The organism is Cellvibrio sp. PSBB006 (genome assembly GCF_002162135.1).
Lineage (GTDB): Bacteria > Pseudomonadota > Gammaproteobacteria > Pseudomonadales > Cellvibrionaceae > Cellvibrio.
Map to the genome: position 1 here is coordinate 1,963,245 of NZ_CP021382.1, position 25,599 is coordinate 1,988,843.

Consider the following 25,599-nt stretch of genomic DNA (forward strand, 5'->3'; position numbering starts at 1 on the left):
AGTCGGGAGCGGCATTTGCAAGTGCCGGGCTGACAACCGGCTATTAACCTGACCTCCGTCTGGCACGGAGGTTTTTCACTACAACAAAGGATAAAAACAATGTGCCTATTGCATAAACCTTTCGGTCGTTTTTTATCGGTATTGGGTTTTGCGTTTTTCGCATGTCTTTCCATCAACGCTAATGCTGTGGTTTTCCAGGCAGAAAGCTACAACGCGTTTTACGATACAACACCGGGCAATACCGGCGGTGCGTTTCGCAACGATGCCGTCGATATCGAGCCCACCACAGACAACGGCGGCGGCTTTAACGTCGGCTGGATTGTCGCTGGTGAGTGGCTGGCCTACAACGGATTGATGATTCCCAGCTCCGGCAGCTACACCATTCGCATGCGTGTAGCGAGCACCGTGGGCGGTACTGCGTCAGTCGACTTGAACGGCGGCTCCATCCTGCTGGGTAATTTCACCATTCCCAACACCGGCGGCTGGCAAAACTGGCAAACCGTCTCCCGCACCGTGAACCTGAACGCCGGGACCTACAGCCTGGGGGTATTCGCACAGACCGGCGACTGGAACTTCAACTGGATTGAAGTGGTACCCAATAGCGGAGGCACCAGCAGGGTAACCCTGTGGGAACACTGCAACTTCACTGGCTGGTCGGTGGGTCTGGATGTCGGTTCCTATAACATGGCGGCATTGCAATCACGCGGCGCCCCCAATGATCGGACCTCGTCTATTCAGGTTGCTCCTGGTTATGAAGCAGTGCTTTACATGAATGACAATTTCACCGGTCAATCCATCACCGTCACCGCCAATGATGGCTGCCTGAACAATGAAGGTTTCAACGATGTCCTGACCTCTATTGTGGTACGTCAAGCCACCACCAATAACCTCGTGTGGGCAGACGAGTTCGATAGCATCAATGCCGCAAACTGGACCTTCGAGACTGGCGGTGGCGGTTGGGGCAATAATGAATTGCAGTACTACACCGGTGGTCAAAACTCCTTCATCCAATATGATGGCGCTGCCGGCAGCAACGTCATGGTGATCGAAGCGCGTCAAAACAATCCGGCCAACTACAACTGCTGGTACGGCACCTGCCAATACACCTCCAGCCGCATGATTACTCGTGACAAACGCTCGTTCCAATACGGTCGCGTGGAAGCACGGATCAAACTGCCGCAAACCCAGGGCGTCTGGCCGGCATTCTGGATGCTGGGCAACAACCTTGGGAATGTGGGCTGGCCACAGAGCGGCGAGATCGACATTATGGAACACGTGGGCTTTGAGCCAACGCTGACCCACGGCGCGATCCACGGCCCCGGCTATTCAGGCAACACACCCTTCATGGGCACCTACAACCTGAACCAGTCTGCTGATGCCAACTACCACGTGTATGCGATGGAATGGGATGCGAATGGTATTCGCTGGTTTGTCGATGGAAATCAGTTCTACAGCGTCACCCGCGCGCAAGTCACCGCTCGCGGCCCCTGGGTGTTTGACCAACCCTTCTGGATCTTGCTGAACGTCGCTGTGGGCGGTACCTGGCCAGGCAGCCCGGACGGCACCAGCCGCTTCCCGCAACGGATGTATGTGGATTATGTGAGGGTTTATCGTTAATTCGATGAGGCTCAGGGATGAGCATTTGAAAGGTTTGACCTCGTAGACCGTTCGTCGCGGCGGTCCTATTTCGAAAACGCATGAATACATCCCTGTAGCTCCCTCAAGTCGTCCCTGACTTGAGGGTTTCGAAATAGGACCGCCGCGACGAACTCACAATGTGCCAAGAAACCTTGCAATTACCGCAAATTCTTCGATAACGACCAAATAAAACTTACAAACATATTAATTTTTATCGTCCCTCCGAAATTCCCTTTCCAATGTGCGACCAATTTTCTCCGGCTCAACTGGCGGCGGCGTTTCCGCCTCGACGTCGTATACATTGCCTTGATAATGCGCCGTTTTAGCGCGCATATTGCGTAACCAGCGATTCAACAAACCCCGGCGCAACGGCGGAATCAGCAATGCCACGGCAATAACATCACTGATCAAACCTGGGATCACCAACAGCACACCGGCAACACCCATCATCATGCCACCCACCACCGCCTGCGCTGGCGCTTCGCCGCGACGTAGCTGCTGATTAATACTGATCATCGTAGCCACACCCAGATAACGGATCAGGTTAATCCCGATAATGGCCGCCAGAATCAGCCACGCGATCACAGGAAGCACACCAATTTCATCGCCAATAACAATAAGCAGCCAGATCTCGATCACCGGCAGGACCAGCAGCATCATTAAAAAAAATCGCATCAAACACTCCAGTCGTTTCTTGGCCCGCCATAATGGCACATCACCATTTGTAACTCACGCCCACAGACATACGCGTGTCCTTTTCCTGCTTACCGGGTTGTGGTTGATTATCGACGTTGTAGTCGACCTTGAGTTCCGAGTAAACCTTGCTCAGGATCATCGCACTTAAACCGGTGGTGGTTTTCAGATAAAAGTTACTGCTGTCCTCAAAGGACTGAATTAACTCGTTGTTATGAAAAAACGAAACGCCTAACGGCAGCGTATAACGAAAATCCGTAGCAACTCGCCAGGCCGTATAGTTGTCATCGATTTGGTAGTTTGGATCAATAACAAACGAATCCATATACACTTCGTTGTAATAGGCCAGGCCCGACCTTAAGGACAAAGCCGACTTACTGTTTTCCCAAAACTGGTAACCGACACCGGAGCCCAGGGTATGATAATTCTCTATGCCCCGTGCTTCTTCCACACCCACGGCAATATTATTTGACCAGAACCAGCGCTCGCGAAAGAACCAGTCGAGGCCGTAGCTGACGTTCCATTTCTCCGGCGGCTCCGAGTACCACCAGGACGCACGCGCATATTCACCACCCAGGGTATGACGGAATTCGCTGCGTCGCAGCGTAAACTCCGTTTGGATATTCCATTCATCGCGCACCTCATTGCCACGGGAATAAGCACCCCATAAATTGATGCGCCCGTGGTGAATGTATTCGCCTTCCACGAAGGTTTCGTAGGGCGTCATGACGTTTACTGACAGCAGCGGCGTGCGCACCATACGCGAACGAAGCCCGCAGTAATACACCAGGTTTTCGCCTTCCATATTTTCCAGCATGCAGGGAATATCATTGCCGCTGATCTTGAAGGGTTTGGAGCTGACAATATTTTTTACCTTATTTTTTTTGATATTGAGCTCACCGAAGTTGGTCGATTTCCATATCACGCTGTCGCCTTCCAGACGAACGAATTCGCCTTCCGCACGATCACCATTCGTCAGTTCCAAATAACCCGCATGGGTCTGTGCGCTGGTCACTATAAGCGTCAGGAATAACCAGAAAAACTTCACTCGCTCACCTTTACATCTCAAAATTTTGTCTGTCCACGATTACAATAGCCGCCTCCGGTGGGCGCAATGCAAAAAGTGTTAATTAACGTAATTGATGCCACCGGCCCGGTTTAATTCCCATGGGGCCAGGCTATGCATCCAACCATTTCCAACAAAGAAGCGATTTTTCTTGCGCTCAAGCAGGTCCCGCAGGGCAAGGTAGTCACTTATGGCCAATTGGCCCGGCTTGCCGGTTTACCCGGCGCGGCGCGCCTGGCTGGCAGTGTGTTACGCGATTTACCGAAAGGCACGCGCCTGGCCTGGCACCGGGTGATCAATGCCCAAGGCAAATTATCCCTGCCACCGGACTCACCCAGTTATCAGGAACAGATCCGTCGTCTGACAGCAGAAGGCGTAGAAATTCATAACGGGAAAATCAATTTACTGCGGTTCGGATGGAACAGCTGACCCATCTCCAACGCGAAGCGCATCGCGCTCACGGCGTTTAAAGACCCTGCTAATGGCAAGCAATAAGAACAAGCCCGGAATCACCATCACGGCGGTGATGACAAAGAACAAAGCCCAATTACCATTCAGGCTATCCACCATCTGACCGCTGAATGACGACAACGAGGTACGCCCCAAACTGCCCAGCGAGGCCAGCAAGGCGTACTGTGATGCGGAAAAAGCACGGCCGCTCAACCAACTGATAAACGATACAAAAGCCACCGACGAAAACGCTGAGGTGAAGTTGTCCACCAGAATCGTGGCCAGAAATAAGGTTTCACTGGGCCCGGTAATTGCGATCCAGGCGAACATCAAATTACTCGCCGCCATGGTTGCACCGCCGATAAACAAGCCGCGCACAATGCCATAACGAATATTGATCGCACTGCCGATCAGCGTGAAGATGATCGTCATAATCCAGCCGACCATCTTGGAATACTCGGCAATTTGTTCGTTGCTAAAACCCACTTCGCGATAAAACTGAATCGACATACGCCCGAGAAAGGCTTCGCCGATTTTAAAGAAAAAGACAAACACCAAAATCATGCAGGCCAATTGCCAACCGTTGCGCCGGAAAAATTCAGCGAAAGGCTCGATGATAGTGACCGAGATTCGCGCCACAACTCTCTGCCACCACCCGGTGTGTGAGAAAGCGTGCAGGTATTTTTCTTCGGCTATTTTCTGCAAGGCTTCGCGCTGGGTTTGCGGCTCTCTGACGATGCCGGTAAAGATCATCATCAAGCCCATCACTGCTGCCATAACCAGATAGACATTCGACCAACCAATGACATCCGCATAGTGAAACGCGATATAACCCGGCAACGAATAACCTGTCCACCAACCGATCACACTCATCGCTGAGGCTGGCGGTAAGCGCTCTTTGTCATCACCGATAATATCGATGCGATAGGCATCAATGGCGACATCCTGAGTGGCCGAAAAGGTTGTCAAAGCCAAGGCCAACAACGAAGTCCACAACAGACTGTGTGCAGGATTGGTAAAAGCGATACCGGCGGTTGCGCAGAGCATCAGCCCTTGCATGAACATAATCCAGCCGCGCCGTTGCCCAAGGCGCTGGCAGATGACAGGCAATTTAATGCGGTCCAGCAAAGGCGCCCATAAAAAATTAATCGCATAAACAACGGTAACGGAGCCAAAATAACCAATTGCAGAGCGAGATAATCCTGAATCGCTCAACCAGCCACTCATGCTTGAGCCAACTAATACCCAGGGAAAACCCGACGAGCACCCCAGCAGGAATATGTACAGCAGACGAATGTCGCGATAGGAATTCAGCGCCTGGCGCCAGCTTTGGACATTGCCGTCCACACGATTGAACATAACGTATCTCAAGTAGGTCGGATTAGCGCAGCGTAATCCGACGCAGTTACCAAAAGTATGAGCATCTGAGAGAGTTTCTGAAAATTGTTTATGTCGGATTACGCTGCGCTAATCCGACCTACGCAAAGCGATAGCATTAGTCGCGGAAGTTGGTGTATTGCAGCGGCATTTCAAATTCCGCGCCGCGCAGCATAGCGATGCATTCTTGCAAGTCATCACGTTTTTTACCTGTCACGCGCACTTGATCACCCTGAATTTGTGCTTGTACTTTCATCTTGGTGTCTTTAATCATCTTGACAATCTTCCTGCACAAGTCTGAGTCAAGGCCAGTACGCACAATGATTTCCTGCTTGACCTTTTTACCGGAGGCTTTAACGTCCTTGATTTCCAGACAGGCAATATCGATTTGATTTTTATGCAAAGCGCTTTTTAATATATCCAGCATTTGTTCCAGCTGAAACTCTACGTCAGCCGTCATCGTCACTTCGTATTCTTTGCGTTCGAAACTGGCATCCACACCTTTAAAATCGTAACGATTCGTAATCAGGCGGTTGGACTGATCCACCGCGTTGGTCAGTGTGTGTTTATCAACTTCGGAAACAATGTCAAAAGACGGCATAAAAACCTCAACATGCTTTAACAAATAATGATGAAATCATTGAAAACTTGTTGCCCATTACAATACAAGGGTAATCAACGCAATGACGCACACCCACAACAGCAGTGAGCGAGAAAACAGCGGCAAACTGTTTTTAATCAGCGATAGCGAATAAGCCGGTTCATTGGGATTTACCAAGGGCTCACTTTCGCCCGCATCACAATTACCCAACACCGGATCATCTACGCCGAGAGCACCACGTAAGCTGTTATTGAGCAGCGTCATGGATGAATGTTTTACATCCAGCAACCGTGCCTGCCAACAGCGGTAGCAGGTCTCAAAATTACCTACCAGCGCCCAGGTCAAACCCATCACCCGCACCGCCGGCCATTCCATCAACCACAACCAGCGCGCGGCTAAACGACCATGCGCCGCCGCAACAGTTTCACGCTCGCGATAAATGACGCTGAGACGGTACAACAGGGCGCCCACAGCACCGAGGATAAAAAACCAGAATAACACCGCAAACATCCGCTCAAATCCGCGATAACTGATTACCCGCAAGGTTTCACTGTGCAGCATGGGCCAGCTTTCCACATCCGGGCACGACTCTTCAGACACCGCGCCACCGCGCAATTCATCGGTCAATTTGCTTGCAATAACATTGTCGCCTCGCTCACTGGCAGCAATATAAGCCTTCACTTCTGCAGAAAAATTTCCGCGTCCCAGACTGTAGAGCAATACCGGCACGTAAATAAAAAACAACCAGTTGGCGGACAAGAGCATGGCGATAACGTAGACAAGTAAAGCCAATATGAGCGAAGGGATCGCTATGGCCAATAGCAAATGAAGTAAGGGTGCATTGGCGATAAACCGGGCAGCATTAAGGGTGTTCAGCCATCGAATAAACCACGCGTCGTATTGCAATGGCGCACCTGAGCCCCACCATTGCACCAAAAGCAAAACGACTATCAAACTGAGAAAGATCATAATGTGCCCGTCGCCAATAGTTGGTGATAGCGTGCCCAATCAAATGCGGGCCCTGGGTCCGTCTTGCGTCCCGGTGCGATATGTTCGTGACCGGTAATTCGCTCACGGGTAATAGCCGGATATGCATCCAGCAAACACCAGGTTACCTCAGCAAGCGCCAGATACTGTGCATCAGTGTAAGCAATATCATCCGCCCCTTCCAACTCGATACCGATACTGTAATCGTTACAGTCAACCACGCCGTCAAAGCTGGACGCACCGGCATGCCAGGCGCGCTCGCTAAACGCCACAAACTGCACAATGGAACCCGTGCGCTCGATTAACAGGTGTGAGGATACCTTAAGGTCAGCGATGGTGGTGAAATAGGGATGCTGCGCAGGGTCCAAGTTGTTGCAGAAAAATGCTTCAACACAACCCGTACCAAACTGACCCGGTGGCAAGCTGATGTTATGGATCACCAGCAAACTGATGGCTGCACCGGCCGGACGCTGGCTGAAATTGGGCGAAGGGCAGTGCCGCACGTTTTGTAACCAGCCATTGAGGAGAGTGTGTGCCAATAGAAGAGTCCGCCTGCGTTGATCTCGGAAGGCGACATGATACATGGGAGGGCAAGACAGAGGCTACCAAGGGTAGCGAGGGAAACTCACCGAAACGGCTGGACCGTCCCGGTGAGCACCGAGAGCATTAATTAGCAGGACGCCCCTGGCGCAGATTACCGATAACCGCTTCCAGAGCGCGATCAAACAACATGCCATCATCCAGCACGCGCAAGCGACCTGACTTCATAGCCAACGCCAGACTGTTGCGGGTTTCCTCTGCCACCTTCATACCAGAACGGTTGACGAAGATGTATTTGCCCGTGGGACGGATAATCGCCGCCAACCGACAACGGAATTTTTGACCGCCGTCGCCGGCCATCTCGAACCAGCTGCCTTGAGTAATATTGGCCACCAAAGATAAATGCTGATCACCTTCCGGCAATTGTTCTTCGGCATCCTGTGACATCACTACAAAGGGTTGCGCGGCGTTGACGGTTTCAGCCACGGTAGGACTGACCGCCTCGGCTTTTGTTGCTTCTGCACGCGGCGCATCAGTTGCTGGCACAGATGCTTTAGCCGCAATTTTTTCCTGCGGGGCAACAGGCTCAACAATAGGCCGATCAACTGCGGGAACCGCCTTGGCTGCTGGCTCTTCAACAACCGGCTGGTTTGCAGCCACTTTATCGGGGGATGCAACCGTAGCAGGCTTGGCCGGGGTTTCTGCTTTTGCAACCGGAGCCTGTACTTTCGGGGCTGGAGCCGACGGCGCTTTAGCAGTTGGAGCAGGTGTTGGTACAGCCACCGGCACAGCTTCACCACGCAAGCGCGCCAGATGCAGGCCTTCCAGTTGCTTGAACAAATGTGTGGCATCAAAGGGGTTATAAGAGATGCTTTCCAGCCCTTGCCGCAACTGTTGCAGCAGTACCGGCACCAGCTTCAGCAAACGCTGACGGTTATCCTTGTCCATGGGCGCACACAGGCTCCACACCAATTGCTGTGCGGTGCTGATCTTGGCTTGCCATTCTTCGCTGGCGGTACCGTTTTTCAGGCAGGTAATAAACATCACGTTGGCCCAGGCATCGCGCAGCAATTTCAGTGCGGCGGCGGGCAGATTTTGTTTGCCGATAATCGCGTTCAGCGCCGTATCAACATCAGCACGAGCGCGTTCAGATTTGGCTTTACCGTCTTCCGCATCGATAGTGCGTTGCTCAAGAATCTGGGCACGACGTTTTTCTTTATCAAGATAAGCGCGGAAATCATTCAGCAAACCATTAAAGATCGACATGTCAGCTTCAAAATCTGACAGCACGCTTTGCACCACCTCTTCCATCTTGCTGAACAGGTTGTCTTTGCGCTGATTTTCTTCGCTGCTTTCCTGCCAACCAAGCGCCGCTGTCGCCAGCTCATTCAACAAACGACGAGCCGGATGACCGCCTTTACTGAAGAAAGATTTATCGGCGATGGCCACCTTGATCATGGGAATTTGTAAACGGCCCAGGAGTACTTTCATGGGCGCGGCCAGATTGCGGTCATCCAGGATGAATTCAAACATCATGCTAACCAGGTTGATCACGTCATCATCAACCTGATTGATGTTTTGCGATTTTTGCTCCGGGCCTTTCAGCAGATCTTTAAGCATTTCCCGCACATTAACGGGCGCCGTATTGGAATAATTTGCACCGCCGGAATAGGCCATGCTGCGCTGCTGCGCCTGAGACAGGATATTGATCAACTCCTGGCTGGCCAGCTCTTCACCGGTAGGACGCGGCGCGGGTGCTGCATTACGAGAGCCCAACAGGTCACGCAAGGTGTGCAGTACCTGATTGGTTTGCTCGTCGTATCCTGCTCCGCCGGCATAATTGCCCTGCCCTGACTGAGCAGCATTGCCAGGGGCCGCACTGGCTCCAGCCCCGTAGGGATTTTCCGGCGCGGTTGTAGCGGGTTTTTTAGGCTTGTTGCCCTGCTTCAACGACGGCAGGATATTCGCTTCGATCAGTTGCTGGTTAAGCGCCTGGAACAATCCGCCCAGTTTGGCCATCACCAGATTATCGAAGAGTTTGAACAGCACCAGCTTCGCCTTGACATCAATGCGTACAGACTTGGTCGCATCGGTAAAGGCGTTGCAGATGACATCCACCCCCAAGGGATTATTCTTTTGATACACCTTGACCGGCACCAGATGATCAATGCGCAAGGTCAGGTGTTGAATCGCTTCGGCAAACTGATCGTTCGCCTTGTTAACCATGCCCTCGGTGGCCACCATTTCTTCCAGCTCATCATTTTTAACCAATGACAGCTCATCGAGAGAGAATTCTTTTTCTTCTACGCGGGATTGATCGCGATAGGCATAGGGATCAAGCAGCTGCGCAAAACCAACATCAATACTACGGAAGAAAGCCGCTTCAATCGCGCGGCGGCGGATACGCACTTCGCGCATGGAGTCGAAATAAAGATTTTGTTCGTGGTTGTTCGTGGCTTTGTCGGCCAATTCAAACAAGGCATCATCGGCCCGATCAAACAATTCGCGCAACATCACCTGCAATTGTTGGCGCGCTTTATCGCGCAACGCGTGCATGGAAGCCGGCAGGCGCGTTAACGCGACATGCGGCGCTGCATTGCGCTCGGGATTCAACTGCACAACCTTGTTTTGGTCAGATTTGATGGACTCGGACATGGCGGAATTACCATTGAAGAAAGACTGCTGTGATGGAAGTATAACCAAGCCTAAAACCCGTCCCAGAAGCAAATTGCAATATCGAGAGCCATATCACATTAAGCGATAACCAGCATTTTTTCTTATATATGTTTGGCAAAAAACGTTAGAAAAATGTAAAAAATGGGCATAAAAACTGGTTCAATTTTAAACAGACACTCCTTTTTTATATCTTTTGGTGCTATAGGTGATTTTGAAAAAAGCGCCATTTTTTACGTATTCTGCTCACGCTGACGCTTAAAAAAACATCTCATCAATAGCGTAAAGAATGGACTAAAACGATAGGCCGGAGCTGCGTAACCGAGTTCCCGAACATTGAGCTTTTATTGAGTTATTTAACGGCAAGTAAGCAGGCGGCGATATGCGCCACAGCATTAAAAATTGCCTGGGTAATGGTTGCTTAAGAATTTAGCAATTTGCATCACCTGATCAGATTATCTTGCGGCCACAGCGGCACAACGCAAGCCCAAATGCGAATCGTTCAAAATGTCTATTTGTTATAAACTTCGCTCTCTCTATTTTACCGGCTGTCTCGCCATTATCTTTCAGCAGCCCATAGGACTTTTCCGAACTACGCCAGCTTTCTCGAACTGCATCAACTTTGGATGACTTTTTATGCTTAACCACATCGCCGACAAGATTCCTCACCTGCAACGCGATATCGTCACGGCGGTGTTACACGCACTCAATGAAGATATCGGCACCGGCGACATCACCGCAAAACTGATTCCCGCCGACCAGATTGCCCAAGCCAGCGTCATCACCCGTGAAGACTGCACATTCAGCGGCCAAGCCTGGGTAGAGGAAGTGTTTCGCCAGATCGATCCGTTTGTGCGTATCAACTGGCATGTAAAAGACGGCGAGCAGGCCAAAGCCAACAGCTCGCTATTTCATCTGGAAGGCAAAGCGCGCAGCCTGTTAACCGGCGAACGCGCCGCACTTAACTTCGTACAAACCCTCTCCGGTACCGCCACCATCAGCCACCACTATGCACAACTGGTCGCACACACGGCAGTGAAACTGCTCGACACCCGCAAAACCATCCCCGGCCTGCGCACCGCCCAAAAATACGCCGTGGCCTGCGGCGGCTGCCACAACCATCGCATCGGCCTCTACGATGCTTTCCTAATTAAAGAAAACCACATCGCCGCCTGCGGCAGCATCGCCAACGCCATCACCAGCGCCCACCACATCGCCCCGGGCAAACCGGTAGAAGTAGAAGTTGAAACCCTGGAAGAACTCCAACAAGCCCTCACCGCCGATGCGGATATCATCATGCTGGATAATTTTTCGGTGGAGGATATGGTGACTGCGGTGAAGATGAATAACGGCAAAGCTAAATTGGAAGCCTCGGGCAATGTCACGGAAGAAACGTTACCTGTGATTGCAGAAACGGGCGTGGATTTTATTTCGATTGGAGCGTTGACCAAACACTGCCGCGCAATAGATTTATCTATGCGTATTACCGGTTTATAAAACCTGCCCGTAGGTCGGCTTAGCAGCGAAGCTGCGTAAGCCGACAATGTGACATAATAATGGATTAACTTTTCAAAAACGGGCTCATGGTTTCAAAATGCAATCATTCTAAATATCCTTTTAATCAAGCAGCAATCTAAACTAATTTAAATATTTCAAGTTGTATGATTTAACAAAAATCCATTTTTTAAACTCATCTTCGTTAATATCAAATCCATTTTTTCCGTTCTCATATGAGTCGATAAGAAAATCAATCGCATACTCGTAGTTTTGACCGGCGGATAGAACTATATACAGCTTACCTTTCTCAAAGTCAGATTTCAGCAAACTATACCCAAACAACCATTGAGCTGGAGGGTACCCTTGATTGGCAGACTTTTCATATAACCTATAGGCCTCCACCAGATTATTTTTTTCATAGAGCATGCAACCATATTCATATTGAGCCTCCCTACACCCACCTTCCGAAGATTGAAAAAGCATATCTACAAGTAATTTTTCCATCTCTTCAGACAAGGAAATATTATCACCAAAAACTGGGAGTTTTGTTTTCAACCAAATTAGCTCTGCATCGCCACCATCACCATTTGAAATTAAAATTTTTGCCATGTTAAATAATAGTTCATATCTGTTTTCATCATCACAATGAGACATGGCCTCAATTACTGATCGTAGTTCTCGAATGCTCATATTATTTCCTCATACTCAACGACAAAGAGGAACAGCTTGCCCTTGCGGGCTAATACATTTACAAGATGGATGATGTACGTTACTAGACCCTAATGAATCCTTTGCCATTTTTTCAGCCGCTCTTCGGGCAGAGGTCATATCGTTTGCAATTCCATATCCCCAACCCACTTTATTCCCGCTTGCTGTTGGGCATGCATCAGGACTTTGGTCAACGACTTTACAAATTGCTGTCCATTTACCTTTGTTTCTTTCGGGCCATGGAACAGATGCACTTTCGTCATTGGCGACGCTTTGATTTAATTGATCAACTTGAGATTGGACACTAAACACTTCCGTGTTAAGCGCGTCGTAAATCGACCCTCCCAGAGTCTGACCCGCAGCGGCTTCCCATGCCCAATTAAATCCACGACCAATATTAGTACCAATGCTCCATCCAACACGAGCCGCGTGCGCTGGAGTCAGTCCTTCTGGATCAGCATAAATGAGCGGATTGGCATTAACATAAGCATAAGTGTTAATCCCGCCTTCAAGACCAATAGGATCAGACTGAATGTAACGCCCAATGCTCGGATCATAATCCCGGAAGTAGTTGTAATACAGCCCCGCCTCACTGTCGAAGTACTGCCCCGGAAATCGACTGTACAACTCGATGCTGTTGGTCTGGCTGGTGGTGTCGGCAAGTTTTCCAAACGGCTGGTAGTCCCCCATCCATACCACTTGCTGGTTCTGATCAGTAACGACTTGCGGTGTGTTCAGGTGATCCGTGTGGATGTAATAGATCGTGCTGTTGGCGATGAAGGCAACAGGTTGGTTGTTGAAGTAAATGTATTTCCGCTGCGGAGTGCCATTTGCATCCATCACGCTGATGAGCCGACTTCATCGTAGCCATAGATTTCCTGTGTGTTATTCCTCGGGGTTTAGCTGATGTCAAACAAAAACGATAAAACATTAAGCCGAGCAGCCGACGATGTGTTAGCTGTTCATGCTTGATATCCATCCATAATTACATAATATTTTTCTTTTTTTCTTTTAATAGCAAAACCAATGTAGCACCCACACACACCATAAGCGCAGAAAATACCATAGCAGCAGGAGGATATTCAGTGCCACCATCCATTACAGTTTGAATTATTATGATCAGTAAAATTAAAGCACCAAATAGCACTGCTAATATCCCCAAAAAATAGAACCATTTTTTTATTATTCTTTTTATATCATTGATTCCAATCATAACTCCCCCCAACTACTGGCACTCACAATCACTTCCAATTGTCGGAGTGGCAAGACTACCACTCATCGTATACCCCAGCCCTAAATACAAGCCATACCCGGCTCCTAATTTTGGAACTATACCCATACCAACTGATGATACTTTATCAGCTTCCCTTCCATCCCCCCACACCCAGTTGATGAAGTCGAATATTCCTCCTCCGCTCCATTTTTCACTCCCTGTTCTTGAGAAGCCAGTAGAAATACCATATCCAGCAGAAATTTCGTTGTACCTATAGGTACCACCACTAAAAACAGGAACGGGTCCATCTGAAACTGCGTTGCTCGCTGTTAATCCTGCACCAGCATATATGCCTCCCCCCATCATAATATTAGCTTGCATACCAGCAACTAACTGATAGCAACGCCAATTTTTTATATCTTCAGGAACGGAGATCCCAAAATTAATTCCTCCTCCAGCACCGGGTATCAAAAGAGCACCTGTCGCTGAACCTCCTATAAAATATTGGCGAGCAAGACCAAATGGATCTGTATAAATAAGAGGATTACCTTCCACATAAGCATAGGTATTTATTCCACCCTCTAACCCAATCGGATCAGACTGAATGTAACGCCCTATGCTCGGATCATAATCCCGAAAATAGTTGTAATACAGCCCTGTCTCAACGTCGAGGTACTGCCCCGGAAAGCGACTGTACAACTCAATGTTGTTGGTTTGGCTGGTGCTGTCTGTGAGTTTTCCAAACGGCTGATAATCCCCCACCCACACCACCTGCTGATTCTGATCCGTCACTATCTGTGGTGTGTTCAGGTGATCAGTATGAATGTAGTAGATCGTGTTGTTGGTGATGAAGGCGACGGGCTGGTTATTGAAGTAAATATATTCCCGCTGCGGATTGCCATTTGCATCCGTCACGCTGATAAGTTGACCGGCTTCATCGTAGTGATAAAGCTCTGTGGTGTTATTGGTGGTCTTGCTGATGCGCTGGCCTAATGGATTGTAGGTATAGGTGGCTGTTGCGGTGCTATCCACACTGACACTTTCCATCCGGTTAGCGTGGTTGTAGGTGTGCGTGTGGGTACTGCCGTCTTCGGCGGTGTTGGTGAGGCGATTGCCTGTGTTGTCGTAGGTGAAACTGCGGTTGCCGGCGGGCTGGTTGTCGGTCAGGCGGCTGATGCCGAGCAGGCGATGGCTGTCGGTGGCGTAGCTGTAGGTATCGTGATGCACGGCCGTGCCGTCGTCATGGCTTTGGGTCAGGCGGTTACCGACCGCATCGTAGGTGTAGTCGAGCAAGCCGTAGACGCCCTGGGCACTGGTCAGGCGGTTGAGAGCGTCATAGCCGAAGCTCTGGTTCTTGACGGTGTGGAGCGGGTTGGCGATGGCGGTGATGTTGTTCACCGGGTCGTAGCTGTAGTCGCGCTCCAGCACCGGATTGATGCCACTGACCTCGATGCCTTGCAGGCGGTAGTCCTGGTCGTAGTCGTGGTTGAGGGTCAGGCCGTTGCCGTAGGTGTAGGCATTGGCAGGGCCGAAGGGCAAGTACTGGAGGTTGCTGAGTAGGGTGTATTCTGTCGCACCGCTACTGGCACGGGTGGTCATGCCGCTGATGCGACCGGCGGTATCGCGGGTGTAGGTCACGATCCGCCCAGAGGGATAAGTGATACCGGTCAACTGGCCAACGGCATCGTAGGTGTAGGCCGTGGTGCTAGTCTGGTTGTTGAGGGTGACCTGTTTGGCGGTGATCAGCCCCTGGGGGTTATAGGTGTACTGCGTGGTGCCGGCTGCATTGCTGACCCCGGTGAGGTGGCCAATGCCGTGATTGCCATTGGTTGTCTCGTCATAGGTGTAGGTGATGTTTTCCGTTGGTGATGCCGGGTAGTCGATCCCGGTCAGGCGGTTCAGCGCATCGTAGGTGTAGCTCACCACTACATTGCGGCTGTCGGTGGCACTGGTGCGGTTGCCTGCGCTGTCGTAGGTGAAGGTGGTAGTGCCGGTGTCGGGACTAGTAAGTTGGGTCAGGTCGCCAAAGGGGTTGTAACTGTAGGTGGTAATTAATCCCTCGGGGTCTTTCACCTGCGTCATATAGCCACGGCCATCGTAGGTATATTCGGTTTTGCCGCTCAGGGGATCAGTGGTGGACTTTTGTTGATTAAGTTTATCAAACAGGTGGCTGGTCTGTTGCTGCTTTGCATCCTGTTCACCCGTGAGGTTGCCCGAGGCATCATACAGGTAGGTGGTCGTGTGGCCTTGGCTGTCGATGGTGTTTTGCAGACGGGACAAGGCGTCGTAGACGTGTTCCTTCATGTAGGTCAGCGTGTCGCTGACATTAGAAATGCGCTCAAACCGCAGATTATTTTCCACATCGTACTCGTAATGGATTTTATCGCCCAACGCATTCTCGATAGCGATCAAGCGCTTGGCCGCATCGTAGTGATAGGTGATGGTTACACCGTTGGGCAGTTCGCTGCCGATGCGGTTGCCGTTAAGGTCATAGGTGTGAGTGGTGAGTGCACCGCCAATCGATTGGCTGGTTAACCGGCCCCTCACATCGTAGGTGAAGTGGGTTTCCACCCCGTTGGTATCGGTCATCTGCAACAGGCGACCGTTAGGATCGTATCGGTCAAAGTGGGTCACCTGCCCCAGTGCGTTGGTTACGCTTTTACGATCACCGGTGGTCCACTGCGTTGTGGTGGTGTCGTAATACTCGATGGTGTATTCCGGTACCGCGGTTGGCGAGCGGCGTAGCGTCAGCAACTGACCAAAGGCGTTATAGGTATACAGCCATTCGCGCGGCGCGAGCGTGTTATCCAGGCTAGCATTGAAACCGGAAGCGCCGTTGCCATCCGTGCTGGCTTGCTGGACTTTGCGACACAGGACGAAGATGTCGTTGGGAGCACAGTTGGCGATTTGTTGATCGTCGAAGGGATCAGCGTCACCGTTGTAGATATAAGTTGTGAGCAGCTTAGGTTCTGCAACCTTAACGGCTTTGCGCTGCTCACTGTGCCATCGGGTGCTGATCTTGCGGGCGCCTACTGGCAGAGTGGCATTGGGGTCGAGCAAGGTATTGCTCACTGATCCCTTTAGACCCTCGACACGACGATCTTCCAGCTTTGTGATTGCGTCATAGCCATACAGCGTGATATTGCCGTTGAATTCGGTTTTTTTGGTGAGTAGACCATCAGCAGTGTATGTGCGGGGAGATGAGCTGGCCGCACAGCCGCTGCCGGCGGGTTGGGTAACATTCGTCAGAAGGCGCGTGCCGTCGGATAAGTTGGAAAATGAATATTGTTGCCGTGCACCTTTGCCGTTCGTTACGATCGAATAATAAACGCTATGGGAAAATTCCCTCTGATCCGTGCCCAGTACCCCCTCAGTTTTAACAGCATTACTGCCGCTGTAGGTGTAGGTTCCAATCCTCACGCCGTTCGAATCCAACTTTCCCGTTAACGCTAATGGCGGATTAGTGCCGCTCTTATACTCTGCTTCATTGTAAAGATATTGAATGCTTTCGCCGTTAGGCCAGGTAACCTGTTTCAACAGATAAAACTCTACCGACTCCTGATCATCACCATAGGTATACAAGATGGATTCTCCATCCGGCAAAACAACCTCAATAAGCCTGTTGTCATCATCGTGAATATAGGTCAGGGATCGCCCCATGTGATCTGTTTTTGATACGAGTCGACCCTCGTCGTACGCATAGGTCAGACTTTTACCGTCGGCATACTCAATACGCTGCAATGTACCATCGGGTAAAAAATAAGAAGCAGTGCCATTTTGATTCATCAATTTCCATGTAGCAGCCCCCGAGTGCAGACGAACTAAAGATCTTTGACTCGGTTTGGTTGATGCTTCGGTGTAGATTCCAGTTTGCTGCTCAACAAATTTATAGCGCCGCGAACCTTGTGTAACATAAGCGTCGTTTTGTGCGGAAAGATTGGAGAAAGAAAGACGCCCTGTGTGGTTATAAAACTCGATTTCATAGGGAGCATCAGGGTTTTTGTGGCTATAACGCCGCCAGCGATTGGTTATCACATAATCAGAAAGAATCGATGAGTTATTGATGAGTCTGGGCATCGGCGCAGTTGAGCCGACAGGCACATCCACCAGGTGATCCGGCTCTTCAATTCTCCAACCCGCATTTTGGTTCAGATAGCGCCGCTCCAGTTTTAATAAGCCATCAGCTGAAACATAATCAATTTCATGTTCGATTTTTTCAGCCGTACCTACATTGATGGGATTGCCAGCTACAGAACAGGACTCTTTTTCCTGATAGATACAGTTTATTGTTCGATCTTCTAAAGGGCCGCTGGATTGAGTTTTGAACGGGGAGGGGCATGTGTTGCCTACAGAGGCTGAATAGCTATTTGTCCCTCCTGTAATAACTTCTTCCGAACCATCTTGATAACGTTTTATCGTATAGAAGCTTCGATGGAGTGTATATGAGGTAGGCTGCCCATTCTCTTTGTTCGCATTTTTGGGGGTGTAATGAGTAATAGTTATACGAACACACGCACCAATTTCTGTGATAGCCAAGCAGTTACTAAATTCTGTACTACTGGTTTGGTTTAGGCTTGAAATGAGCTCACCTAGAGACGGATAAGTCATGCTGTACCCACTATAAAAGTGGTAAGTGGTCTGTGGTGCTACCGATATCTGTGCGGCATGTGTAACTGATACACAGCCCGTAGAAACAACGAAAATAATCAGTCGAAAAAGATATTGATAGGAAGGACTTTTGGACCTGATGGTCGAGAGATGTGACAGCATATATTCCCTATACAATGTGGCCAATTAAAGAAAACTAAATACGGTGCTTTGTAAGATGCCGATAGTATACTACGCAAAACCTACTTGCAATTAACGCAAATTATTACCGCTCAAATTATACCACTACTGCCCCACTATCTCTGGCTGATATTGCAGTTTAATCGTGGGTCGAACGCGATCAATTTCAGTCAACACGGATACCAGTTCAGGCGACTCTATAGATTTTTTTTGTAGTTCAGTATATGCCCACATAAATGAGCGCTGCCGGTGAAGGCTTTCAATAATTAAAAACTCTCTTGCCGCCCCACCAGCATCCCCTCTGTAACCTTTCGCCAATCCGCACCGATAAAGCTCCAACGGATAGGGTTCGCGGTGCGCCACGCGACATAAGCTATCTACTTCATCATCCGTTATAGATGCATTAATATCGACATAAGCCGCACGCAAGCGAGCATCCAGTTGCGTTAGCAAAACGATGGATGAATCGTTCGCCCAAGGTTTCGGCCTACCAATATTCGCGCGATCAAAACGCATTTGCTGAAAGCCGGCCTCGATCTTTTGATATTCCGTCCATATTTGCACTAACAACAGTACTCCCACAAGACTGGATACACCTAACAACCATTTGGCCAACTTATTATTAACAATAATTCCGGTAGAAGATTCAGACTCAGCCACCCCCAGCATGATTCCCAATGGCAATAAAAAATAAGCATACTCAAGTGGGTATTCCACCATGCCATGGACCAGAAGAAATCCTGAAAAGAGCAATGCGAAGGAAGACTCTAGAGTTTTGGAACGAACCGCCAAGCAAAACAACCAGATAATTAAAATGGCAATCAATATCAGCCCAATTATGGGTCCATTCCAAATTATTAGATCGATCAAAATATTATGCGTGTTATCAATGCGCAGCCCAATCGGATAATCAAGAGCAACTTGCAGCTGAGCTGCTCCTACCTGCCCCCAACCATATCCCCATAGTCCACCCTCTTTTATCGCTAATAGAAATTGCGTCCAGATTGTGAGGCGCTCTGCTTTTTCAAAACGTTCCGCAACAGATTCTCCTCCCAGATATAACAACTCATTGATTGTTGGCAGAAGCAAAACTAACAGAGCAAACAACCCAATCCAAAATCCCAATATAAAAGGAGGTAAGGCTACTACCCTCCTACGATACTGCCAGCCCCACCAGATGAACGCACACAGAAAGCCCAACCAAGGGGTACGGGATTGGGTTAGGGCTAAACCGAACAGAATAAACAGAGCAAGAAACGCTGCAGAGAACCTTCCAATTAACTTCTGCTCAAAAATATAAACCAGTCCGGCCAATGCCATGCAAAGGAAGGTCGCCAGATGATTAGGTTGACCAAAATTTGCGAAAGGCCTACCACCAGACTTCATATCAACAATTAAGTAATTACCTGAAATCGATAACCATTGCCTTATGGCAATCCAGACCGAAATAACCGCAACCAACAACAAGGTTATCGCTAGGCCTTTGCTTAACATAATTTTTTTTGCCGGTATCGTGGAGATTTGAAAACCTGCCACTACGGCAATACAAAACCCAGCTATATAAAATGTATTAAGAAATAAATCTTCTAAATTAGAGAAAGGTCCAGAAAAGAACTGCAATGCGGGAAGAAAACATAAAACAAATAACGTTACAGATGCGAACGATAGATTACAAAAAACAAATGAACTATTGACCAATAAAAAAACAAGAAGAAACAACAAACCGCCAAAAGCGCTAGCCTCTTGATAGAAAGATAGCCATGGCTGATTATGATTCGGCAACAATATACTGAGCGCAAAGAAAAATGCTGCCAACAGAACAGGAAAATTATTTTTGAGGTTTGTCATAAAAAAAGGAAGGTTGCCCTTCCTTTTTATCACTTAATTAACACTATGAATTAGTCAGCAGCAACAACATCACGGCAAGTTGCAGGCAGGTATTTCACTTCAAGAGTATCGGCAGCTGGACCACATGCCCAAGAACGAATAGGCTGAGCTGAACCGCGAGTAAAGTCGTCACCATCAGCCGCAGTAGTCAAGTCTGCATCAACATAGGGGCGCAATTCCACAACTTGGCCATCCACAGCCCCAGCAATTTCTCGGACAGTAACTTGAATAATGCCATCTTCTGTGGTGGCAATTGATTCTACATACTGAGAAATAGGGCTGGCTTCACTACCACCCTCACCACAACCGAAACCATTTGCAGCTGGAGCCGTGGCAAAACCAGTCTGAGACACTTCACTAATGGTGGTACGGCAAGAACTTGCAGCCAATACAACTTCAGACATCTTTGCACGAATGGTGTAATCCTGATACGCAGGCAGAGCAACCGCAGCCAGAATACCGATGATCGCGATTACAATCATCAATTCAATCAGGGTAAAACCTTGTTGTACTTTTTTCATAAAGCTATCTCCAAATAAGGAACGGGGATTGATCCGAATTGGGTTAAGCAACCGCCGTGCCAAATAATATGCACCCTCTATGATCGAGCAAGGGGCGGCTGCTGTAGTTTTACATCTTCCAGCAATCTCCATTATCCCAAACATAAAAAACTGCCGTTTTTACTACAAAGGTGACTTTTTTTGTCAGTCGTCGCAGCCTTGAAAGTTGCTCTCTTCGCCGATCCGGCTATATATGCCACTTTATCTGTATATGTACTCTATAATCTTTCCCATACCCGATATGGCATCTTTAATAACCAGGGTTTACAGTTATCTTTCTATGACCGAGCAAGCGTTTTAAGCATACCGGCTCGTGCCCAAGATGCGTTACAGGATACCTAACAATGAATAGCCCCCAACCTACACTGAGTGGCCTCGCCCGCCGCCTTGTGACAGACGGCCTGCTGGATCAAGAGAGCGCCCGCCAAGCTATGAGCCAAGCCGCCAAGGAAAAAGTACCTTTTGTTCAACATCTGGTGCATCACGCCATACTTGATGCCCGAACCATTGCCCGGGCTGCCTCGGATGAATTCGGCACACCTTTATTTGATCTTGACGCGCTCAACCGTGAAGCAATTCCTACCAAGCTGGTTGATCAAAAGCTAATCCGCAAGCACCACACACTACCGCTCACGCGCAGGGGCAACCGTCTTTTTATCGCAGTAGCCGACCCTACTGACCTCCATGCGTTGGATGAGATCAAGTTTAATACCGGTATAAACACTGAAGCTGTATTAGTAGAAGCAGATAAGTTGGCAACGGCTATCGAAAAATTTTTGAATGCCCAGGAAGAAAGCATTGGCGATACGCTCGGCGGGCTGGATGAAGATGGGTTAGATGACCTGGACATCCAGGCCGTAGATGACCAGGCTGCAAGCGCCGATCAAGGCGCATCAGAAGCCGATGAAGCACCTATCGTGCGTTTTATTAACAAAGTTCTGCTGGATGCCATTAAAGAAGGGGCTTCAGATATTCACTTTGAACCCTATGAGAAAGCCTATCGTGTCCGCTTTCGCACTGACGGCATCCTTCACGAAGTGACTCGCCCTCCGGTCAATTTAGCTACGCGTATGGCTGCCCGACTAAAAGTGATGTCGCAAATGGATATTTCAGAACGGCGGGTTCCTCAGGACGGCCGTATCAAGATGAAAATATCCAAGACTCGCGCAATCGATTTTCGCGTAAACACCTTACCGACCTTGTTCGGAGAAAAGGTCGTATTACGGATTTTGGACCCCGGTGCAGCAAAGCTTGGGATTGATGCACTGGGTTATGAAGATAACCAGAAGAAACTCTATCTGGACGCCCTGGCTCAATCGCAAGGAATGATATTAGTCACCGGCCCTACCGGTAGTGGCAAGACAGTATCTCTTTATACCGGCTTGAATATCTTAAACACGTCCGAAACCAACATTTCTACAGCAGAAGATCCCGTTGAGATCAATCTGGAAGGTATTAATCAAGTCCAAATGAACACCAGGGTAGGACTAACCTTTGCCGAAGCGCTGCGCTCCTTCCTTCGCCAAGACCCGGATGTCATCATGGTGGGTGAGATTCGGGACCTGGAAACTGCCGAAATTGCTATTAAAGCTGCACAAACAGGACACTTGGTTTTATCTACCCTTCATACCAATAGCGCTCCAGAGACCTTGACGCGACTTTTAAATATGGGCGTTCCAGCGTTTAATGTCGCAACCAGCGTAAGCTTGATCATTGCCCAAAGGCTTGCAAGGAGACTTTGTTCAAATTGTAAAAAGCCTGCTACAGATATTCCTGCAGATATACTTAAGCAAGAGGGCTTTGATGATATTGGCATACCACCTGCTGAGTACCAAATTTTTCACCCGGTTGGTTGTAACCAATGCAACAAGGGTTATAAAGGTCGACTAGGTGTATATGAAGTGGTTCGCATCACCCCAGTCATTGCGAGCCTTATAATGGAAGGCGGCAATTCCTTACAGATTGCCAAAGCCGCCAGGGAAGCCGGGTTTAACAATTTACGCGTCTCAGCCCTACGTAAAGTGGCTATGGGACTCACCAGTCTCGAAGAAGCTAACCGAGTAACCAAGGATTAAACCTATGGCAACTGTAACCGCACAAAAAGCAAAACCATCAAGAGCCAAGGCCGCCACACCAAAGACATCGGTATCGAATGTTTATGTTTATAAAGGGATCGATAAAAAAGGCAACAAAATTCAGGGAGAGATCAATGGCATTAGTACCGCCATTGTAAAAGCACAGCTATTGAAGCAGGGCATATCAGCAAAAACCGTCAGCAAAAAGCCTAAACCGTTATTTGGCAGCGGAAAAAAATCAATTAAAGCGGCTGATATCGCTGTTTTCTCTCGTCAGATGGCCACGATGATGAAAGCAGGGGTTCCTTTGGTTCAGGCGTTTGACATTGTCGCAGACGGGCTTGAGAACCCTTCTCTTAGAGATATGGTTCTAACAATCCGTGATGACGTTGCTTCAGGAAGTGGATTTGCACCTTCACTGAGAAAACATCCTAAACATTTTGATGACCTGTTTTGCAATTTAGTTGAGGCCGGTGAGCAGTCAGGCGCACTTGAAACAATGCTAGACCGGATCGCAACATATAAAGAAAAAACAGAAGCCCTCAAAGCGAAAATCAAAAAGGCTTTGACGTACCCAATCGCTGTAATTGTCGTAGCTATAGTAGTAACTGGCATATTACTGGTAAAAGTGGTACCGCAGTTTGCAGCAACATTTAGCAGCTTTGGCGCAAATCTTCCTGCATTTACTTTATTCGTTTTGCATTTATCGGAGTTAGCGCAAAAGTGGTGGTTCCTCATTTTGCTGGGAATGGGTGGCTCTGTATTTTTGTTTAAAGAAGCAGTACGTCGCTCCCCGAGTTTCGCTTTTATGGTTGATAAATATATGCTGAAAATACCCATTGTAGGCAAAATTCTATATCTGTCTGTTATGGCTCGATTTGCCCGAACGTTAGCTACGACGTTTGCTGCCGGCGTCCCTTTAATTGATGCGCTAACCTCTGTTGCCGGAGCTGCAGGAAATCGAATTTACAGCGAAGCGATCATAAAAGTAAGAGAAGATGTCTCTACCGGTATTCAATTGAACACGGCGTTACGCACACGTAATTTATTCCCCACATTATTGGTACAAATGTCTGCGATTGGTGAGGAATCCGGTGCTCTCGACGAAATGCTCGACAAAGTAGCAGTGTATTATGAGGAAGCCGTTGATAACATGGTTGACAGCCTAACCTCATTACTGGAGCCTATGATCATGTCTGTGCTAGGTGTGTTAGTCGGTGGATTAATGATCGCGATGTATTTGCCCATATTCCAAATCGGTCAAGTTGTATAGATATGCAAGATGTTGCTCAAGTTTTTGCTCTTTATCCAAAAACGGTTACTTTTTTCTTATTTCTAATTGGCTGTGTCGTCGGCAGCTTCCTAAACGTCGTCATCTACCGCCTCCCGAAAATGATGGAGGCGGAATGGCGGCAGCAATGTACGGAGTTGCTCGATACCAGCGATGCAGCCACTGTAGAAAACTCTACCCAATTCAACCTCGCCTTCCCCTCCTCCCACTGCCCCGTGTGCAATCACAGTATTCGTGCTTGGGAGAACATCCCTGTTATCAGCTATCTATTCCTACGTGGTAAATGCTCGGCCTGTAAAACGCCGATTTCGTTGCGTTATCCAATCATCGAACTGGTTACCGGCATCTTGTCGGCGGTGGTGATTTATTTCTTCGGTTTGAGTTATTTGGGGTTGGCAGCGCTAGTGTTTACCTGGTGTCTGATTACGCTGACCATGATTGATGTTGATACACAGTTACTGCCGGACGATATAACTCTGCCGCTCTTATGGCTAGGCTTGATCGTCAACAGTTTTGGATTGGTTGTGCCCTTGCAGGATGCTGTTTGGGGTGCGATTGCGGGTTATCTGTCTTTGTGGTCGGTGTATTGGCTGTTTAAGTTGGTAACCGGTAAGGAGGGCATGGGTTATGGGGATTTCAAATTGCTGAGTGCGCTCGGTGCCTGGATGGGCTGGCAGATGCTGCCGCAGGTTATCCTGCTGTCGTCCTTTGTAGGGGCTGCGCTGGGCATTGCTATGATTGTGCTGCGAGGGCGGGATAAAAATATTCCCATTCCGTTTGGGCCTTATCTGGCGATTGCTGGCTGGATTGCGTTTTTGTGGGGTGATTATATTAATCGCACCTACCTGCAACTCTTTATTTCTCCCTGATCGCTTGATCAATACTTGTGAAGCGAAAATTAATCATTGGTTTAACGGGCGGCATCGGTAGCGGCAAGTCTGAAGTCTCCCGCCGATTCCAGGCGCTCGGCATTATGGTAGTGGATGCCGACGAGGTCGCTCGGCTTGTGGTTGAGCCTGGCCAACCAGCGCTGGCTGATATCGCTGCACATTTTGGCCCCCACCTTGTGTCGGCTGATGGGCATTTGAACCGTGCTCTGTTGCGCAAAATTATTTTCTCTCAACCAGAGGAAAAGCGTTGGCTGGAAGCGCTACTGCACCCGTTAATCAACAAGGAAATTCGTCAACAATTAGCCGGTGCGAGCAGCGCCTATGCAATGCTTTCCTCTCCTTTGCTACTGGAAACCCGTCAGCACGAGTTAGTGAATCGCATTCTGGTCATTGACGCGAACGAAACTTTGCAAATCGCTCGCGCCAGCAGCAGGGATGGCAATACCAGCGAACAAATCAAAGCAATTATGGCTACACAACTTAATCGTGAAACGCGTATCAGCAAGGCTGATGATGTTATTCATAATCATCGTGATTTGCGAGAGTTGGATGAGCAGGTTAATGCGCTGCACCAAAAGTATATGGCTCTGGCTGAATCTTGATACTATCGCTCCACGTTGTTGGAGACCCATTTCTTTATCTTATCGAACATGATTCGATTTATT

General features: G+C 48.9%; 20 protein-coding genes. 7 read left to right on the forward strand and 13 right to left on the reverse strand.

Annotated elements, in window-relative coordinates:
- Nucleotides 1-99 precede the first annotated feature (99 nt).
- Complete coding sequence (locus tag CBR65_RS08115) at nt 100-1,617, forward strand: family 16 glycosylhydrolase (RefSeq protein ID WP_087466394.1); 1,518 nt, start codon at nt 100-102, stop codon at nt 1,615-1,617.
- 225 nt (nt 1,618-1,842) lie between these two features.
- On the opposite strand, the gene CBR65_RS08120 is transcribed toward CBR65_RS08115, so the two are convergent.
- Together CBR65_RS08120 and CBR65_RS08125 are read right to left on the reverse strand one after the other, a co-directional pair.
- Nucleotides 1,843-2,313 (reverse strand): FxsA family protein, encoded by a 471-nt coding sequence (locus CBR65_RS08120; protein ID WP_087466395.1) that lies wholly within the window; start codon nt 2,311-2,313, stop codon nt 1,843-1,845.
- A 40-nt stretch (nt 2,314-2,353) separates the two neighbouring features.
- The gene (locus CBR65_RS08125) at nt 2,354-3,379 is read right to left on the reverse strand and encodes a DUF481 domain-containing protein (protein ID WP_232461395.1); all 1,026 of its coding nucleotides are present in this window, start codon (nt 3,377-3,379) and stop codon (nt 2,354-2,356) included.
- Nucleotides 3,380-3,511: 132 nt separating this feature from the next.
- Here CBR65_RS08125 and CBR65_RS08130 point away from each other — a divergent pair, with 132 nt between their 5' ends.
- A complete protein-coding gene (locus tag CBR65_RS08130; protein ID WP_087466396.1) occupies nt 3,512-3,826 on the forward strand; it encodes an MGMT family protein in 315 nt (104 codons plus the stop codon).
- On the opposite strand, the gene CBR65_RS08135 is transcribed toward CBR65_RS08130, so the two are convergent.
- The 5 genes from CBR65_RS08135 to CBR65_RS08155 form a co-directional block, all read right to left on the reverse strand.
- Nucleotides 3,800-5,206 carry an MFS transporter gene (locus CBR65_RS08135; protein WP_087466397.1) on the reverse strand — a complete coding sequence of 469 codons (1,407 nt, stop codon included), beginning with the start codon at nt 5,204-5,206 and terminating at the stop codon, nt 3,800-3,802. The two genes, CBR65_RS08130 and CBR65_RS08135, sit on opposite strands and share 27 nt — an antisense overlap.
- A gap of 136 nt (nt 5,207-5,342) precedes the next feature.
- On the reverse strand, nt 5,343-5,825 hold the full coding sequence (locus CBR65_RS08140) for a YajQ family cyclic di-GMP-binding protein (protein ID WP_087466398.1): 483 nt from the start codon (nt 5,823-5,825) through the stop codon (nt 5,343-5,345).
- A gap of 57 nt (nt 5,826-5,882) precedes the next feature.
- Nucleotides 5,883-6,794, reverse strand: coding sequence for a regulatory signaling modulator protein AmpE (gene ampE, locus CBR65_RS08145; protein WP_087466399.1), 912 nt, complete (start codon nt 6,792-6,794; stop codon nt 5,883-5,885).
- Nucleotides 6,791-7,351, reverse strand: a complete 561-nt coding sequence (gene ampD / locus CBR65_RS08150; RefSeq protein ID WP_232461396.1) for a 1,6-anhydro-N-acetylmuramyl-L-alanine amidase AmpD — start codon at nt 7,349-7,351, stop codon at nt 6,791-6,793. The genes ampE and ampD overlap by 4 nt, the downstream gene beginning before the upstream one ends.
- 127 nt (nt 7,352-7,478) lie before the next feature.
- Nucleotides 7,479-10,007 carry a DUF1631 domain-containing protein gene (locus CBR65_RS08155; RefSeq protein ID WP_087466401.1) on the reverse strand — a complete coding sequence of 843 codons (2,529 nt, stop codon included), beginning with the start codon at nt 10,005-10,007 and terminating at the stop codon, nt 7,479-7,481.
- Between the two features lie 654 nt (nt 10,008-10,661).
- On the opposite strand from CBR65_RS08155, the gene nadC reads away from it, so the two are divergent.
- Nucleotides 10,662-11,522, forward strand: coding sequence for a carboxylating nicotinate-nucleotide diphosphorylase (gene nadC, locus CBR65_RS08160; protein ID WP_087466402.1), 861 nt, complete (start codon nt 10,662-10,664; stop codon nt 11,520-11,522).
- Nucleotides 11,523-11,663: 141 nt separating this feature from the next.
- On the opposite strand, the gene CBR65_RS08165 is transcribed toward nadC, so the two are convergent.
- The 6 genes from CBR65_RS08165 to CBR65_RS08190 all read right to left on the reverse strand — a co-directional run bounded on the left by CBR65_RS08165 (nt 11,664) and on the right by CBR65_RS08190 (nt 20,639).
- Entirely contained in the window at nt 11,664-12,212 is a 549-nt protein-coding gene (locus CBR65_RS08165) for a tetratricopeptide repeat protein (protein ID WP_087466403.1), read from the reverse strand.
- A 15-nt stretch (nt 12,213-12,227) separates the two neighbouring features.
- Complete coding sequence (locus CBR65_RS08170) at nt 12,228-13,070, reverse strand: RHS repeat domain-containing protein (RefSeq protein WP_157672192.1); 843 nt, start codon at nt 13,068-13,070, stop codon at nt 12,228-12,230.
- Nucleotides 13,071-13,215: 145 nt separating this feature from the next.
- Nucleotides 13,216-13,443 carry a hypothetical protein gene (locus tag CBR65_RS08175; protein ID WP_087466405.1) on the reverse strand — a complete coding sequence of 76 codons (228 nt, stop codon included), beginning with the start codon at nt 13,441-13,443 and terminating at the stop codon, nt 13,216-13,218.
- 12 nt (nt 13,444-13,455) lie between these two features.
- Nucleotides 13,456-17,979: an RHS repeat-associated core domain-containing protein gene (locus tag CBR65_RS08180; protein ID WP_198300909.1), complete on the reverse strand. Its 4,524-nt coding sequence runs from the start codon at nt 17,977-17,979 to the stop codon at nt 13,456-13,458.
- A gap of 357 nt (nt 17,980-18,336) precedes the next feature.
- Nucleotides 18,337-20,079, reverse strand: a complete 1,743-nt coding sequence (locus CBR65_RS08185) for a PglL family O-oligosaccharyltransferase (RefSeq protein WP_087466407.1) — start codon at nt 20,077-20,079, stop codon at nt 18,337-18,339.
- Nucleotides 20,080-20,129: 50 nt separating this feature from the next.
- Complete coding sequence (locus CBR65_RS08190) at nt 20,130-20,639, reverse strand: pilin (RefSeq protein WP_087466408.1); 510 nt, start codon at nt 20,637-20,639, stop codon at nt 20,130-20,132.
- A 383-nt stretch (nt 20,640-21,022) separates the two neighbouring features.
- On the opposite strand from CBR65_RS08190, the gene pilB reads away from it, so the two are divergent.
- From pilB to coaE, 4 genes are read left to right on the forward strand one after another with little or no spacing between them, the layout of a single operon-like run.
- Entirely contained in the window at nt 21,023-22,753 is a 1,731-nt protein-coding gene (gene pilB / locus CBR65_RS08195) for a type IV-A pilus assembly ATPase PilB (RefSeq protein WP_087466409.1), read from the forward strand.
- Nucleotides 22,754-22,757: 4 nt separating this feature from the next.
- Complete coding sequence (locus tag CBR65_RS08200) at nt 22,758-24,026, forward strand: type II secretion system F family protein (RefSeq protein WP_087466410.1); 1,269 nt, start codon at nt 22,758-22,760, stop codon at nt 24,024-24,026.
- Between the two features lie 2 nt (nt 24,027-24,028).
- Entirely contained in the window at nt 24,029-24,913 is an 885-nt protein-coding gene (locus tag CBR65_RS08205; RefSeq protein ID WP_087466411.1) for an A24 family peptidase, read from the forward strand.
- 17 nt (nt 24,914-24,930) lie between these two features.
- Nucleotides 24,931-25,536 carry a dephospho-CoA kinase gene (gene coaE, locus CBR65_RS08210; RefSeq protein WP_087466412.1) on the forward strand — a complete coding sequence of 202 codons (606 nt, stop codon included), beginning with the start codon at nt 24,931-24,933 and terminating at the stop codon, nt 25,534-25,536.
- Nucleotides 25,537-25,599 lie beyond the last annotated feature (63 nt).

What these genes read in the sequence shown, in the direction of transcription:
- CBR65_RS08115 (WP_087466394.1), top strand. Translation starts at nt 100, where the DNA reads ATGTGCCTATTGCATAAACCTTTCGGTCGTTTTTTATCGGTATTGGGT.
- CBR65_RS08120 (WP_087466395.1), bottom strand. Translation starts at nt 2,313, where the DNA reads ATGCGATTTTTTTTAATGATGCTGCTGGTCCTGCCGGTGATCGAGATC.
- CBR65_RS08130 (WP_087466396.1), top strand. Translation starts at nt 3,512, where the DNA reads ATGCATCCAACCATTTCCAACAAAGAAGCGATTTTTCTTGCGCTCAAG.
- CBR65_RS08135 (WP_087466397.1), bottom strand. Translation starts at nt 5,206, where the DNA reads ATGTTCAATCGTGTGGACGGCAATGTCCAAAGCTGGCGCCAGGCGCTG.
- CBR65_RS08140 (WP_087466398.1), bottom strand. Translation starts at nt 5,825, where the DNA reads ATGCCGTCTTTTGACATTGTTTCCGAAGTTGATAAACACACACTGACC.
- ampE (WP_087466399.1), bottom strand. Translation starts at nt 6,794, where the DNA reads ATGATCTTTCTCAGTTTGATAGTCGTTTTGCTTTTGGTGCAATGGTGG.
- CBR65_RS08155 (WP_087466401.1), bottom strand. Translation starts at nt 10,007, where the DNA reads ATGTCCGAGTCCATCAAATCTGACCAAAACAAGGTTGTGCAGTTGAAT.
- nadC (WP_087466402.1), top strand. Translation starts at nt 10,662, where the DNA reads ATGCTTAACCACATCGCCGACAAGATTCCTCACCTGCAACGCGATATC.
- CBR65_RS08165 (WP_087466403.1), bottom strand. Translation starts at nt 12,212, where the DNA reads ATGAGCATTCGAGAACTACGATCAGTAATTGAGGCCATGTCTCATTGT.
- CBR65_RS08170 (WP_157672192.1), bottom strand. Translation starts at nt 13,070, where the DNA reads ATGGATGCAAATGGCACTCCGCAGCGGAAATACATTTACTTCAACAAC.
- CBR65_RS08175 (WP_087466405.1), bottom strand. Translation starts at nt 13,443, where the DNA reads ATGATTGGAATCAATGATATAAAAAGAATAATAAAAAAATGGTTCTAT.
- CBR65_RS08185 (WP_087466407.1), bottom strand. Translation starts at nt 20,079, where the DNA reads ATGACAAACCTCAAAAATAATTTTCCTGTTCTGTTGGCAGCATTTTTC.
- CBR65_RS08190 (WP_087466408.1), bottom strand. Translation starts at nt 20,639, where the DNA reads ATGAAAAAAGTACAACAAGGTTTTACCCTGATTGAATTGATGATTGTA.
- pilB (WP_087466409.1), top strand. Translation starts at nt 21,023, where the DNA reads ATGAATAGCCCCCAACCTACACTGAGTGGCCTCGCCCGCCGCCTTGTG.
- CBR65_RS08200 (WP_087466410.1), top strand. Translation starts at nt 22,758, where the DNA reads ATGGCAACTGTAACCGCACAAAAAGCAAAACCATCAAGAGCCAAGGCC.
- CBR65_RS08205 (WP_087466411.1), top strand. Translation starts at nt 24,029, where the DNA reads ATGCAAGATGTTGCTCAAGTTTTTGCTCTTTATCCAAAAACGGTTACT.